10 protein-coding genes and 1 other RNA gene are annotated in these 15656 nt (G+C 42.2%); 9 read left to right on the top strand and 2 right to left on the bottom strand.

Annotated elements, in window-relative coordinates; translation table 11 throughout:
- Positions 1-400: 400 nt before the first annotated feature.
- Positions 401-1483, bottom strand: a complete 1083-nt coding sequence (locus ACFFRD_RS26145) for an MraY family glycosyltransferase (protein ID WP_392478417.1) — start codon at positions 1481-1483, stop codon at positions 401-403.
- A 158-nt stretch (positions 1484-1641) separates the two neighbouring features.
- Between ACFFRD_RS26145 and groL the strand changes: the two genes are divergently transcribed.
- The 9 genes from groL (at position 1642) to ACFFRD_RS26100 (ending at position 13354) form a co-directional block, all read left to right on the top strand.
- Positions 1642-3324 (top strand): chaperonin GroEL, encoded by a 1683-nt coding sequence (gene groL / locus ACFFRD_RS26140; protein WP_392478415.1) that lies wholly within the window; start codon positions 1642-1644, stop codon positions 3322-3324.
- Between the two features lie 460 nt (positions 3325-3784).
- Positions 3785-4927, top strand: coding sequence for a magnesium/cobalt transporter CorA (gene corA / locus ACFFRD_RS26135; protein WP_392478413.1), 1143 nt, complete (start codon positions 3785-3787; stop codon positions 4925-4927).
- Between the two features lie 64 nt (positions 4928-4991).
- On the top strand, positions 4992-5690 hold the full coding sequence (locus ACFFRD_RS26130; RefSeq protein ID WP_114080849.1) for a hypothetical protein: 699 nt from the start codon (positions 4992-4994) through the stop codon (positions 5688-5690).
- Positions 5691-5736: 46 nt separating this feature from the next.
- Positions 5737-6164, top strand: an RNA gene (gene rnpB, locus ACFFRD_RS26125) — RNase P RNA component class A.
- Between the two features lie 78 nt (positions 6165-6242).
- Positions 6243-6962: a ribonuclease III gene (gene rnc / locus ACFFRD_RS26120; protein WP_114080848.1), complete on the top strand. Its 720-nt coding sequence runs from the start codon at positions 6243-6245 to the stop codon at positions 6960-6962.
- A 239-nt stretch (positions 6963-7201) separates the two neighbouring features.
- On the top strand, positions 7202-8290 hold the full coding sequence (locus ACFFRD_RS26115; RefSeq protein WP_392478411.1) for a Gfo/Idh/MocA family protein: 1089 nt from the start codon (positions 7202-7204) through the stop codon (positions 8288-8290).
- A gap of 611 nt (positions 8291-8901) precedes the next feature.
- On the top strand, positions 8902-11376 hold the full coding sequence (locus ACFFRD_RS26110) for a tetratricopeptide repeat protein (RefSeq protein ID WP_392478409.1): 2475 nt from the start codon (positions 8902-8904) through the stop codon (positions 11374-11376).
- Between the two features lie 7 nt (positions 11377-11383).
- Positions 11384-12109, top strand: a complete 726-nt coding sequence (locus tag ACFFRD_RS26105) for a hypothetical protein (protein WP_392478407.1) — start codon at positions 11384-11386, stop codon at positions 12107-12109.
- Positions 12110-12112: 3 nt separating this feature from the next.
- Positions 12113-13354 (top strand): hypothetical protein, encoded by a 1242-nt coding sequence (locus ACFFRD_RS26100; protein ID WP_392478406.1) that lies wholly within the window; start codon positions 12113-12115, stop codon positions 13352-13354.
- Positions 13355-13410: 56 nt separating this feature from the next.
- Here ACFFRD_RS26100 and ACFFRD_RS26095 read toward each other — a convergent pair whose 3' ends face one another.
- A complete protein-coding gene (locus ACFFRD_RS26095) occupies positions 13411-15540 on the bottom strand; it encodes an ATP-binding protein (RefSeq protein ID WP_392478405.1) in 2130 nt (709 codons plus the stop codon).
- Positions 15541-15656: the final 116 nt, after the last annotated feature.

Below are 15656 nucleotides of genomic sequence, written 5' to 3'. Positions count from 1 at the left end.
GTAGTAGTCTGTCTCATTAAATTTGAGAGATAAGAGAACGAACCGCGAAAGACGCAAAGAGCGCAAAGTTAAGAGATAAAGAAGAGAAATTTAAAAACTGATTCACCTATCAAAACTTTTGCGATAGACTACTACTGGTCTATTGCAAAAGTTTTGATAGCTTTGTAGTGAGCGATTTATCGCTCAAATCAAGGACTAAAGTCCTTACTACGAACTTTTATAACCCTTCAGAATTAATGCGATGAACCAGTAGTCTGTCTTCTTAAATATGATGGGTGAACCTATTCTTAATTTTTCTTCCTTCGCGCTCTTTGCGTCCTTCGCGGTTCGTTCTCTGCTCTTTCAAATTGAATGAGACAGACCAGTAGGGCTAGCATTGTAATGCTGACCCTACAAGCAACTAAGGCTGTTGGCGTATTCTTTGCCAGACAGTAAAGCCCAAAAGAATGACAATACTACTGGCGGTAGTCATCATCACAGCCAAACTCATGCCTTGTATTCTCATTGCCAGCAAGTTGAAAAATAAAGTAATTGACCAAAGCGTGAACGCAGCATGGCGCTGGGAAAGTCCCCAAGCAAGTAGGCGGTGGTGCAGATGATCTTTGCCAGGAGTACTAAGAGGGTTATTTCCTGCTAGTAGCCGCCGTACAAATACTTGGGTGGTGTCTATTACTGGCAACAATAGAAATAAAACCGTGGGAATTAGTGCATAAACTGTGTTTTGTTGCAGTTTGCCTAAAATACTAGTTGCTGCCAGCACATAGCCAAAAAAGTATGCTCCGGCATCACCCATAATAATTCGTGACGGATGGAAATTATGGCGCAAAAAGCCTAATGCAGCACCTCCTAAAGCTGCGAGTACCAAAATTGCCGCCGCACGGTTATTAAATTGGGCTGCAACCCCCAACAAACTCATGGCGGTAATAAAGCTGATTCCTCCTGCCAAACCATCCATACCATCCATCAAGTTGATGGCGTTGGTAATCCCTACTACCCACAGTACCGTCAGCAACATAGACAGGAACGAGTCGATGGGAGTACCAAACAGCACCTTGACACTGATACCATTAGCTACCAGCAACAGTGCCGTGACAATTTGCGCCCACAATCGAACAGAGGGTGGTAAGCCGAACTGATCGTCGATAAAGCCTACCAGGACTAATATCGAACCTCCTAACAGAATAGTGAGCACCTGAGCCAATACGTTTTGGAGTTCGATCGGTCGTAAAAGGCTAGCTAATACCAGTGCGGCAATGACACCCGCGTAGATAGCCAGCCCCCCTGCATTGGGTAAAGGTTCGCGATTGAGTCGCCGAGCGTTGGGTTGGTCAGCCCAACCTACCCGTAAGGCGAATTTGCGGACTGTCGGAATTGAACGCCACGTTACAAGCCAAGCCAAAAGAAACGTAAATACTACTGCCAACCAGCCGGTGCCGCTAGGGTCGGCAATGCCAAGGTACTTAAGGGAGTTGTCTAGATTCATCTCCCAATTCAAGCATTACTGCCAGTATCTATAAAGAACATCACCTGTATATTAATCAATTTTTTTTATTTCCATTTGTAACTTGAGCTGATTGAGAGATTAGCACTCTTGCTCTGTGAGTGCTAAATTGTCTAATGGAAGCGCTGGAGAAATAAAACATGGCGAAAATTATTGCATTTGACGAGGAATCGCGGCGAGCTCTAGAAAGGGGTGTTAACGCCCTTGCTGATGCCGTAAAAATCACCTTGGGGCCTAAAGGTCGTAATGTCCTTTTAGAGAAAAAATTTGGCGCACCTCAAATTGTCAACGATGGTATCACTGTTGCCAAGGAAATTGAATTAGAAGATCCTTTGGAAAATACTGGTGCAAGACTCATCCAGGAAGTGGCCTCAAAAACTAAAGATGTTGCTGGGGATGGTACAACCACCGCCACAGTTTTAGCACAAGCCTTGATTCGGGAAGGTTTGAAGAACGTCGCGGCGGGTAGTAACCCAGTTAGCTTGAGACGCGGGATCGACAAAACTATTGAGGCATTGGTACTTGAAATTGCCAAGATAGCCAAGCCAGTAGAAGGAAGTGCGATCGCTCAAGTTGCCACTGTTTCTGCTGGTAACGATGAAGAAGTTGGTCAAATGTTAGCTCAAGCAATGGAAAAAGTCACCAAAGATGGTGTAATTACCGTTGAAGAATCTAAATCCCTGACAACTGAACTAGAAGTAGTTGAAGGGATGCAGATTGACAGGGGTTACATTTCACCCTACTTTGTCACCAACAACGAGCGGCAAATAGTGGAATTTGAAAACGCCCGGATCTTGGTGACAGATAAAAAAATCGGCAGCATCCAAGATTTAGTACCAATTTTGGAAAAAGTCGCCCGTTCTGGTCAGCCCTTGCTAATCATCGCTGAAGATGTCGAAGGTGATGCCTTGGCAACTTTGGTAGTGAACAAAGCGCGGGGTGTACTAGCTGTGGCTGCAATCAAAGCGCCTGGATTTGGCGATCGCCGCAAAGCTTTGTTAGAAGATATTGCGATTCTCACCGACGGACAGTTGATTTCGGAAGAAATTGGCTTAAGTTTGGATACCGCTGCTCTAGAAGCGCTGGGAACTGCCCGCAAAATCACCATTGACAAAGAAAGCACCACAATTGTCGCTGGCAGTGTCACCAAGCCAGAGGTACAAAAGCGGATTGGTCAAATTCGCAGGCAGTTGGAAGAAACTGATTCTGAATACGATCAAGAAAAACTGCAAGAACGCATCGCCAAGCTCGCTGGCGGTGTGGCAGTGATTAAAGTGGGTGCGGCAACCGAAACCGAACTCAAAGACCGTAAACTGCGGATTGAAGACGCGCTAAACGCTACTAAAGCTGCTGTGGAAGAAGGTATTGTTCCTGGTGGTGGGACAACTCTAATTCACTTAGCTAAGAAGGTAAAAGAGATTAAAAAGACCCTACAAAATGACGAAGAAAGAATTGGGGCTGATATTGTCGAACGAGCGCTAGAAGCCCCCTTGCGCCAAATAGCAGACAACGCTGGTGCAGAAGGTTCTGTAATCGTCTCGAAAGTCCGGGATAGTGAGTTCAACATTGGCTACAACGCCGCTACTGGCGAATTTGAAGACTTGATTGCTGCTGGTATTATCGACCCTGCCAAAGTCGTGCGTTCAGCTTTGCAAAATGCTGGTTCCATTGCTGGTTTGGTCTTAACCACCGAAGCGATCGTTGTTGAAAAGCCAGAGAAGAAATCCGCAGCTGCTGCCCCTGACATGGGCGGTATGGGTGGCATGGGCGGCATGGGCGGCATGGGTGGCATGGGCGGTATGGGCGGCATGGGCATGTTCTAACTTCTGCTCACCCAGATAAATATTTTTTCAGCAGTTTGTCTTACTAAGGCAAACTGTTTTTTTATACTTACCATTGCTGATTCAGAGCCGATATGTTATCTCTATTGCTGGGAAGTAGCTGGGCATAAATAAAAGTCATCATGGTTATCAGTAATTAGTCATGAATACAACTAACGACTAAAAAAAATGCCGATTCCTAAATTCCCCAATCTAAAGAACTGCTTAATTTAAAAATTACAGTCTTTGTATTAATTTTTGTAATATTAATAGCAAAAGCTGAAATAAATAAAAACACCTCATGGGTGCTGAGTAGGGAATTTTACTTATTTAATAAGAACTGTGCAAAGAGGAACTTGTTTAATTCCCAATGCCCAATGCCCAATGCCCAATGCCCAATTCCCAATGCCCAATTCCCAATTCCCAATGCCCAATTCCCAATTCCCAATGTAGGTAATATTGTATGGTACGAAAACTGCGTCGTCTTCCCAAAATAGTAACTAGGCTATATGAAGATGAGTTCCATCACAAACCAGGGACTATACCTGGAACAATTTTTATTGATGAAGATTCTCCGCCACCGATAATTTTCTTGATTGACTATAACCAAACCAATTTCATTCGCGAACAAGTGGCAACTCCAGAAGAATGTATCCCCTATCTGGATAAGGAATCAATTTCTTGGGTAGACGTACAAGGTTTAGGCAGTCAAGATATATTACAACGATTGGGTCACGTTTTTAAATTACATCCTCTCGTTTTAGAAGATATAGTCAATGTACCAGAGCGTCCTAAAACAGAGGATTATGAAGACCAGTTACTATTCATTGCCCGGATGGTAGTACCAAAGGAAAGATCATGTGGTTTTTACAGCGAGCAAGTAAGTTTGATATTAGGTAAAAATTATTTACTGACAGTCCAAGAAGAACCAGAACATGATTGTTTTGAAGCGGTGCGATCGCGAATTGAAAAAAACAAGGGTATCATCCGTAAACAAGGAGCAGATTATTTAGCTTACGCCTTGTTAGATGCGATTATTGATGGCTTTTTCCCAGTCCTGGAGCTTTATGGGGAGCGAATCCAAGAGTTGGAAGAGGAAGTAATAGTTAAACCTACTCCGCAAACACTACAAAATATTTATCAAATTAGGCGAGAACTACTGCAATTACGTCGTGCTATCTGGCCTCAGCGAGATGCAATTAATTCTTTGATTAGAGATGGCAGTGATTTGATTAGTGAAGAAGTGCGAATCTACTTGCGAGATTGTTATGACCATACAGTGCAAGTTATGGACATGGTAGAAACTTATCGAGAACTAGCATCTGGATTAATGGATGTGTATCTTTCGGCAGTGAGCAACAAAATGAATGAAATCATGAAGGTGCTAACGATAGTTTCAACAATTTTCATTCCACTGACTTTTGTGGCCGGAATATATGGTATGAATTTCAATACCGAAAAATCGCCATATAATATGCCTGAGTTGAATTGGTATTGGGGTTATCCACTTTGTTTGGCAGTTATGGCAGTGATCGCACTTGGGTTGCTATTCTTTTTTTGGCAACGTGGCTGGTTGCAAAACTCTGTAACAATTAAGCGTAATTAATAATTGCAGATGGACGACGAATCAAATATACATTCATTATTACCGGGAGTTAATATTTTAATTTATGAGGAGTAGCGACCAGAATTTAATAGTTTTGACAGTTTATATTATCGGTGTTTCCTATATTTTTAACCGCATGGTTGAATCCATCGATGATCAAGTTAAGTTTGAGTTTAAAAAAGGAATAGTTGACGAGCAACTCAAAGAACAAAATCTCGATGATAAAATTGGAATTTCCTTTAAACTCAAAGCCTCATACCCAATTGACGATTTGAAAGATTTAGGAATTAGCATTGAAAATAAATCTGATAATGTTGCCTTATATGTTGACTGGGATAACAGTTCTTTAGTCGTTGAACATAGCAAGCAATCGCGTCGCGTCATTCGGAAATCACCAGATTTAACCCGCGACTTAGCAGTACCCCAAAGTCCTAGCTTGATTGCTCCTAAAAAAACACTTTCTGAAACGGTGACAGCAGAAGATGTATTTGAGCGCGATCAAGTAGCTGGAACCTATTCAGCAAAAAAACCACTAATTGATATCAACGGGCTGCAAAAGGGGCAAAAAAAGCTGTACAACGACTTTATTAACAGAAAAAAGGAGTTGGACTTTTCCCTACAACTGGTACTTAGAGTGTCTGAAGTGCGTTTAGGTCTAGCCCCAGGTCGTGATTTTCCTCCCATTAGCATTATCAATTGTCCTTTCACAGTCAGGAAACTACCTTGGACTTACGCTCTACCTTGGAATAAAAAAAAGCAATAGCAACCATACAGACTATGCCATCCAAGATTACACTGGATCTAAGGAGAGAGTAGACGCAGGCGGTTGCAGATCAGTCATAGTCACTGATTTGAGGAAAGTCCGGGCTCCCGAAAGACCAAACTTGCTGGATAACGTCCAGTGCGAGCGATCGTGAGGATAGTGCCACAGAAAGATACCGCCAGATCAATTAAAAATTAAAAATTAAAAATGTAAAATGAGCAATCAATTTTTAATTTTTAGTTTTACATTTTTAATTGCTCTGGTAAGGGTGCAAAGGTGCGGTAAGAGCGCACCAGCAGTATCGAGAGGTGCTGGCTCGGTAAACCCCGGTTGGGAGCAAGGCGATAGGAACTACGGTTGGTCTTTTACCAGTTCCGCTCAACGAGAGCCGCTAGAGGCGTTTGGTAACAAGCGTCCCAGATAGATAACTGCCCTCGCAAGAGAACAGAACCCGGCTTATGTACTGCTCTTTCCCCTTTTTTTAGTGCTGAGTTTAGGAGTTAGGACTTAGTATTTTTCCCCTTCCCCTTTCCCCCTTCCCCCTTCCCCCTAATGCCTCTTCCCTACCCACGCCGTCAACGGCAACTCGAAAGTTTAGTCCAAAAATTAGGTTTGTCGCGAGAAGCACCTATCAAGTGGGAACTGCTAGATTTAGCGCTAACTCATCCCACTGTTTCTGATTCGGCGAATTATGAACAACTGGAGTTTGTTGGCGATGCAGTGGTGCGGCTGGTGTCGGCTGTTGTGTTATGGGAAAATTATCCCGATTGTCCAGTAGGAGATTTTGCGGCAATTCGTTCGGTATTAGTGAGCGATCGCATTCTCGCCCAATTGGCCAGAATTTATGGTTTGGAATTATACTTACTAGTCGCTGGTAGTGCTACGGCTGATAAAGTTGGTCAAGAGTCACGACTGGCAGATGCTTTTGAAGCTGTTCTGGGTGCGCTTTATTTAAGTACTCAAAATCTGGAATTGATCCGCTCTTGGCTAGATCCCCACTTCCAAGAACTAACAACAGAAATTCGCCTCGATCCTGCCAGACTTAATTACAAAGCTGCTCTTCAAGAATGGACTCAGGCGCAATTTAAAGTTTTACCAGAATATCGAGTTGTGGAAGTCACTCAACCACACCATAATCAAGAACGTTTCATGGCTGAAGTGTGGCTGCATGGAAAGAAACTCGGAGAAGGTAAGGGGCGATCAATTAAAACTGCTGAACAAGCCGCAGCTAAAGTAGCTTTTTTAGCAATCCCTAATCCGCAAACACCCTGAGCTTAAAAGACTGACAATTAGCCGATAATCATTTGGTTGTCAGTGGTCATTTGTCCTTCGTCCTTCATACAGTTCGGTTAAGATCCCCCCGCCTGCGGCGACCCCCTTAAAAAAGGGGTAAAAGAGGGTTAAAAGCCCCCCTTAAAAAGTGGAGTTGGGGGAATCTTCAGACATATTAGAACGTTAACCGAATACAAATGACAAATGACAAATGACAAATGACAAATGACAAATAACTAATGACAAACAAAATTAAAATTGCTGTTATCGGAGTTGGGCGTTGGGGAGTGCATCTGCTGCGGAATTTCTTAGCACATCCCCAAGTAGATGTAGTTGCTGTAGTAGATCCCCATCCAGAACGATTAGCTGCGATAAAACAGCAGTTTAATTTAGATGAAAATGTAGTATTGACAACCCAATGGGAAGATTTAAAGAAAGTGCCAGGGTTGACAGGAGTTGCGATCGCAACTCCGGCTACCACCCACTATGCTTTAATTAAAGACTCTCTTCAAAACGGATACCATGTTTTAGCTGAAAAACCGCTAACTCTCGACCCCGCAGAATGTCGAGAACTTTGCCAGCTAGCAGAGCAGCATCATTTAATACTCATGGTTGACCACACTTATTTATTTCACCCAGCAGTAGAGGAAGGGCAAACTGTAGTACAGGCGGGTAAATTAGGTGATTTACGCTACGGCTACGCGACACGCACCCATTTAGGGCCTGTTCGCCAAGATGTTGATGCGCTCTGGGACTTAGCTATTCACGATATTGCTATCTTTAACGCTTGGCTGGGTCAGATTCCTGTGAAAGTACAAGCAACGGGTACAGTGTGGCTACAGGGAGCAGGGGAGCAGGGGAGCAGGGGAGCAGAGGGGAAGAAAGATACAAATTCTCCTCAGCCTCAAGGTTTGGCCGATCTAGTATGGTTGACACTGACATACCCAGATGGCTTTCAAGCTTATATTCATTTGTGTTGGCTGAATGCTGATAAGCAGCGCCGACTGGGGATTGTAGGTAGCCTTGGTAGTTTGATTTTTGATGAAATGTTGCGTTCTTCACCTCTAATGCTGCTACATGGGGAGTTTGAACAGCAGGGCAATCATTTTATTCCGGTAAATCAAAAGCAGGTGGTGTTGGAATTAGAACCCGGAGAACCATTGGGGCGAGTTTGCTCTTGTTTTGTTGACTCTATCCTCAACAATACTCCCTCAGAGGTTTCGTCTGGCTGGGTAGGCACACAGTTAGTAGAAATTCTCGCTGCACTAACGCTATCTCTTGAGCAAGGCGGCCAACCTGTTTTTCTGAACAACTGTTCTCAAGTCTAATTTTCCGTTAAATAAAACTTATCCAAAGTTTCCTCTACTACACCTTTAGAGGTTGTTTGAAAAGTGTTTCGCTGTGACTTTAGGCACTTTGAGATCCCCCTAAATCCCCCTTAAAAAGGGCAGGGCTGATTCATTCCCTAAAGAGCTTTAAAAATCAAGGGTTCTAGCGATTAAAAATTAGTTATTTTGTTACTAGCGTGTCGATTAAATCAACTATTTGACTGATATTTCAGTGCTTAAATGTTCATCTCTTTGTCACGCTTACTTAGAATTTTCTCGCTAACCATCTTGACAAATCCTGTTTGAAATGGAATGAATCAGCCCTGCCTTAAAAAGGGGGACTTTGATTCTGGTTCCCCCCTTTTTTAAGGGGGGTTAGGGGGGATCTAAAACTATTTGATACCGACAAAAGGACTTTTCAAACATCCTCTTATACTACAGTCTACGAAGCTCCGAGACTCATTAACGGAGTTCAAAGCCTCGTTCACGAGTATCAAAGACTCATTAACGGAGTTCAAAGACTCATTCACGAGTATTTATCAAAAATTCATCCGGTTTTTAGCGATTTTCGGGCAAGTCCTGATAAAATCAGCCAACGTATGAGCATGATTATGCACAACCGTATATTTACTACTTTATTTTTAACTCTATTTCTGGCTACCACACCCCAGTTTGTAGTTGCTCAAAACAATATAGAACAGCTATTTAAACAAGGCGACGCTGCCGAAACAGTTGGTAATAACTCCCAAGCAGAGACAATTTGGCGTAAAATTTTACGACTTGAACCCAACAATGGCAAAGCTTATAACAACTTGGGTAATGCTTTGCGGCGACAGGGAAAACTAGAGGAAGCATTAGCGGCGCACCAGAAAGCATTACAACTCAATCCTAATGATGCCGAAGCTTACGTTGGTATAGGGAATGTGCGAAATGCTCAAGGTAAATTAGAAGAGGCATTAGCATCTCTTCAGAAAGCAATTCAACTCAACCCTAACTTGGCTATTGCTTACAACGGTATTGGTTATGTGCTGAGAGAGCAGAAAAAATTAGATGCCGCCGTCGCCGCCTTCCAAAAAGCGATTCAACTTAACCCCAACTTGGCTGGTGCTTTCTACAATCTCGGCAATGCCCTGTATGAACAGAAGAAATTAGATGCAGCAGTTGCCGCCTACCAAAAAGCAATTCAACTCAACCCTAACTTTGCTGATGCTTACTATAATCTCGGCATTACCCTGAGAGAGCAGAAGAAATTAGATGCAGCAGTTGCCGCCTACCAAAAAGCAATTCAACTCAACCCCAACTATGCTCATGCTTACAACAATCTCGGCGTTGCCCTGAGAGAGCAGAAGAAATTAGATGCAGCAGTTGCCGCCTACCAAAAAGCAATTCAACTCAACCCTAATTTTGCTCTTGCTTACTACAATCTCGGCGTTGCCCTGAGACAGCAGAAGAAATTAGATGCAGCAGTTGCCGCCCACCAAAAAGCAATTCAACTCAACCCCAACGATGCTAATGCTTACAACGGTCTCGGCAATGCCCTATATGAGCAGAAGAAATTAGATGCAGCAGTTGCCGCCTTCCAAAAAGCAATTCAACTCAACCCCAACTATGCTCATGCTTACTACAATCTCGGCGTTGCCCTGAGTGAGCAGAAGAAATTAGATGCAGCAGTTGCCGCCTTCCAAAAAGCAATTCAACTCAACCCCAACTATGCTCATGCTTACTACAATCTCGGCGTTGCCCTGAGTGAGCAGAAGAAATTAGATGCAGCAGTTGCCGCCCACCAAAAAGCAATTCAACTCAACCCTAATTTTGCTCTTGCTTACAACGGTCTCGGCAGTGCCCTATATGAGCAGAAGAAATTAGATGCAGCAGTTGCCGCCTTCCAAAAAGCAATTCAACTCAACCCTAACTTTGCTGGCGCTTACAACAATCTCGGCTTAGTCCTGTATTACCAGAATAAATTAGATGCCGCCATCGCCGCTTCCCAAAAAGCCCTAATATTACCAGAAGATAATTCTGGAACCCCAAGCGCTCATACTCATGCTTACAACAATCTCGGTGTTACCCTAATTAAACAGAAGAAATTAGATGCAGCAGTTGCCGCCTTCCAAAAAGCAATTCAACTCAACCCTAACTTTGCTGGCGCTTACAACAATCTCGGCGTTGCCCTGAGTGAGCAGAAGAAATTAGATGCAGCAGTTTCCGCCTTCCAAAAAGCCCTAACATTGCCAGAAGATAATTTTGGAACTCCAACTAGCGCTCATACTCTTGCTCACAATGGCTTGGGTTTAACATTGCAACTGCAAGGAAAAATAAAAGAAGCCATTGAACATTTTGACGAGTCAGAAAATATTGACCCCAATTACATTTATGCTAGTAACAACAATAGAGAAGCACGGCGGTTATGGACAGAGCAACAGAATAAACTAGCTAGCGTAGAAGACGATCGCCAGTGGTTGCCTAAGAATGATCCAACTGTACCCATTAAGCGTTCTGTGGTACGCATCACTGCGGAGTTTTTTAGCCGTGAACGCCAGGGAACAGAGATTGGCACTGGTGTCATAATTCAGCGAAAAGGCGATCGCACATTAATTCTCACTAATCGTCATGTCATTTTTGATGGCAATGAACAAGGTAAAAATATCCAAGTGGAATTTTTCAGTACACCGCCATCCAACCGAGTGCGAATGCGGCGAGATGCCAAGCTGTTCAAAATGACCTCTGAGGAACAACTCGATTTAGCTGTTTTGGAAGTTATTGCTAATCTGCCAGAAGATATCCAGCCTTTACCCATCTCCTCAAGTGCGATCGCCCCAAGAATGCCCATTCTGATCATCGGTCATTCTGCTCAAAGAGGTGAAGATAAATCTTGGTCTATGGAATCAGGGCAAATCAGCTATCAAAACCAGCGATTAGAAATATCTCAAGCCTCACTCAAACCTGGTTATTCTGGCAGTCCTGTGCTTGACTCACAAAATCAACTTCTAGGTATCGTCTTTGCAGGCAAAAGAGGTCAAGACCGAAATTTTGCTTATCCCATGTCTGAAATTCAAAAACAACTGCTTACCTGGAGTATTCGTTAAACAAGCCATGAATTATAAAATTATTCTTGCCAGCTTATTAATTCTCAGCATCAGCCATCTTCCGGCTGCTGCTTCTTGCCCAGAAGGGAACCCCCGCACTACTGATTACATCCGCCGCAAACCACCCAACCGTTGCGAAGGTATCAAACTCGAACCCTTAAGCGGCAATAGCTTGAGCTTAATTTCCATTGCTACCCGGAACCTCGCCAGTTTCGGCAAGACTCTCACAGTACAAATTCCCCAAATAAATGGTGGAAAAAACCCCCAAATAATAGTGAAATCATTGGGCGATAATTATCACTATCAGATGGATGACTTGTTATTGTCTAAGAATGGTTCAGGTTTCAGCTTTAGCTGGAATACTTACGTTCTCAGAGAAGCCAAAATCCCAGCAAATAAACTCCGGGCTGTGGCATCCTATAGTCTTGGTTCCCAACCAGTGTATGTTCCAGTCATCCTGGGGCAAACTTCTGGCAAGTATGAATTTGTCTTTTATTCCGAGGATCGAGTCAGATTTACCACCTTTGAAATCCTTCCCCAAGGTGAAAAAGCAATTTATAGCACTTCCCGCCCTAACCCGAAAAAGGGTGAAACTGTTTTTACCTGGGATGGTAATGCTCCAGCAGGGCGCTATGAACTGCGCTACGTTGCTAATATTGAGCGAAGAAATGAACCTAGCGATCGCATCGAAAGGCGAATAGTATTTGAACATAACCCAAATTGGTTGAAATAAATCATGGCATCTCGGCAAAAAGCCAAACAATTTCCCGACTTCATTAAGATTCGCCAATGGTTGAATTCTCTGAAAACACATCTAGTTGCGTGGTTTGGAGTCAGCATTTCAGCGCTGAAGCGCTTACTACGAACTATTTCAAATCATCAAAGTTTATTGTTGGGGCTGGTAGTACTTTTATTTTTGACTATCGGCACTATTGCTGCGATCGCACCTGGGACTCATACCTTTGAAGGTAATATCATTTCTCAAGAAATGAGCTTTGTCTATAATGGACAGCAACCCAAACGTTTTATTGAAAATATTCGTGGCATCAAAGAATTAGAAAGTGAAGGCATCCAAACCTTAACTTTTACAGGTAAGTTTGAAAGTGAATTACCCCAAGTTAATCAGTTAAAGTCGTTAACAATCCAACTTAAAGACCGCGAAAGTAAATGGATTATTGCTCCGGCTAATCTGGACGGAACAAGCGAAATAGATTTGAATGAACTGCGGCTACAACCGAATACAAAAGTAACTGAGTTAAATTATGACTTTTATCGTAATCAGTTGGCTTTCTCCCTACAGCAAAACCCTAAACTAGACTTAAAAAATAACGCTAATATATTAAAACTCTATTTAGGTGAACCAATTAAAGTTATAGTAGAAGGCTATGAATTACCAGATTTAAATTTACAAAAGCAATTAGATAATCAAACACCTCTAGAATTTATTTTAAACCCAGATAATCAAGAATTTAACTTAGAATTTCCACAAAATACCAATATTTATATTACCTTAGCCAAGCCTGCCAAATTTGAATCAGAGCAATGGTTTCGGGGCAAGATAGAAACCAAAAATGTTCAGTTTGTAGATGTAGATAGAAATGGCAGCGATCTTAGAGATGATTTAGATGTTTCTACTATTGTAGAAGGCAAAATTCGCATGGTAGGGCAGGAGCAAGAGATTAAAAAAAATCAATTTCTCATGGGAGAAAATCCTGATATTCCTTTAAATATTCAACTAATACGCCATCTACAAATTGTCCCTAAAAAGGGAATAGAAGCCCGCTTTTCTGGTAAAACTAAACAGATTCAAATTGGTCTAGATCAGGATTTTCCAGTTTCCAGAATCCAGGGTAGCTGGTTAGATGGCGTTTTACCTCGTGATGCAATTATTGCGCTATTTTCTTTTGGGGCTGCTACAATTCCTAATCTTGTGTCTTGGCTATTTAGTAACACTTCTAAATCTGTGTCAAAACCATAGCCGTCAGGAGTAAGGATTCCAATTTTTTTGAATTTTGAATTAGAGTCTAGTAAAAATTACCTTTCAGAAGTCCCATTTGCATAAACTTCTGTTTTTGGAATACTTACCAAGATAGTTTGCTGCGGCGAAAAGCTAATCTCGTAAGTCTCGTTCCCAAGTAACACCTGGAATTTCATTGACTTCTCTTTGTCTACAACTGCTTTTACAGATTTGTTGCTCCCCAAAGAGGGGCTTTCCCCAGACTGCTGTAGGCTAGAGTATTGGTTTGCTTTTGCCCCCTTCTTTCCAGAGGAAAATCCCAGATTCCCGACATTTTCTTCTTTGTTGTCAACAGGTAACAGCGAGATATCAATCAAGGGTAAGGTAATCTTTAGTGTCGTACCTTGATGAAGTCCCGTACTCTCAAGAGTAATGCTGCCTCCCATAAGTTCGATTAAGTTTCGTGAAATTGCGAGTCCTAGGCCAGTCCCTTCAAATTGGCGCGCAGTTGTGCCATTCACCATCACAAAGGGGCGAAATAGTTTGTGCTGTTGATTGGGATCAATACCAATACCTGTATCTTTAACTATTACCACTACCTGAGATTTACCATTACTAGATTGAATTTCTGTAGCAATGGTGATGCTTCCTGTGTCGGTGAACTTAGTAGCGTTGCCGATAACATTAATCAGCACTTGCTTCAGTTTTGCCGCGTCTGCCTTAATTGGTATCGGTTGAGGCTCTAACTCGCATTTTAATTGCAAGCCCTTTTGTTGAACATTAACTGATTGTAAATTAATCACCTCTAGCAATATTTGTCGGAGATCGAGAGGTGTGATAACTACAGAAAGCTTACCCGCTTCGATTTTAGAAATGTCGAGTAAATCATTAATAATATTTAGCAAATGAATTGTTGTTTCATTGGCACGTTTGAGGAATTCCATTTCTTCTTCCCGACTATCACATAAGCCATCTTCAACCACACGAATGCAGTTAATAATAGTATGTAATGGGTTTCTCAATTCATGGGAAGTTGTAGCCAAAAATTGGCTTTTAATCTGGTTAGCGTTTTTTGCTTCTTTCCAAGCTATTTCTAATTCTTCTGCCCCAGCTTTGAGCCGTTCTACCATTTGGTCTAATGCTTGGGCCAGTTGATTGAATTCCCGAATTTGGAAATTGTGGGGAACTGGTTGTGCGGCGTGGTGAGAGTGAATATTGAGAGCGTAGTCTCGCAATTCTTCTACAGGACGTGCCAAGTAAGGAGCTAGATATAGGGATGCTAACAAACTTGCACCAATCAAACCAACTGTCAAGACGATGAGAATTAGTTTGATTTCTTCTAAACCAAAAAGTGCATTATCGACACTAGTAACAGCTAAGACTATCCATTTTTGCTGCTGCTGTTGGGTGAGTGGATTTACAATAGCTGTATAGCCAGCGACTAATTCATTTCCCTCTTTAAAAGACAAATTTATCGAATTATTTCGTCCTGCAAGGGCATTTTTAATTATGCTCTTGAGTTGGGAAGCATTTGGATGTTGATCAATGTTACTTCCCACCCAGTCTGCAAATGGATGTGCCAAAATTGTCCCATCTTCAGCAATAACTACCATCGCGCCTGTAAGCGATCCCGGTGGATTTCTGGTTTGTTGGTACAATGCAGATTGAATACTTAAGCTGTAAACTAAATTTTTTCGCTTATCGGAGACTGGTGCAGATAAAACTAACTGTAATTGATTTTGTGTGTTTCTTTTTCCAGTCATTCCTGCCTTTGGCGGGAAGATTGTCTTGACATCAATTCCATCACTAGGCAAAGGGAACCTTAATTCTCCAATTGCTTGATCCCCACAGCTACTGGCAATTATTTTCTGGTTTAGGAGATCCGTTAATTGGATGCACTCAATATTGGCTGGAAGTTGTTGCTTTAGCTGTGTGAGAATTTCTTGCTCTGGTATCGGTGAACCAGACGGAATCACCGTTGTTTTACTTACACTCAGTAAACTAGCTTTTAAAATTGCGATCGCATCGCCAATTCTCTCCCCTTTACTAATGGCGCTTTCTGTTAAATTTTGACGCGCAGTTCCCAATATGCTAGAACGTGCCTTATTCAAGGCTACAATCTCACCTATAAGTAAAACTGGAACGAACAGCAGCAATATTCTCGTTACTAAAATTCGACGAAAGGAAGATTGGCGGGAATTAGTCATCAAGTGTCTCACTTTGCATCTGCAAACCACAACAGCAAAGATATGTAATTAGACTGGCTAGATGAGACATTTTATTAAATTATCAGAATTTTATTTTCAATGTTTAAAAATAACAA

The sequence above is a fragment of the Nostoc sp. C110 genome, assembly GCF_043099725.1.
Lineage (GTDB): Bacteria > Cyanobacteriota > Cyanobacteriia > Cyanobacteriales > Nostocaceae > Nostoc > Nostoc muscorum_A.
The sequence above is the reverse complement of the archived record's forward strand: the minus strand, read 5'-3'. Positions and strand labels throughout refer to the sequence as shown.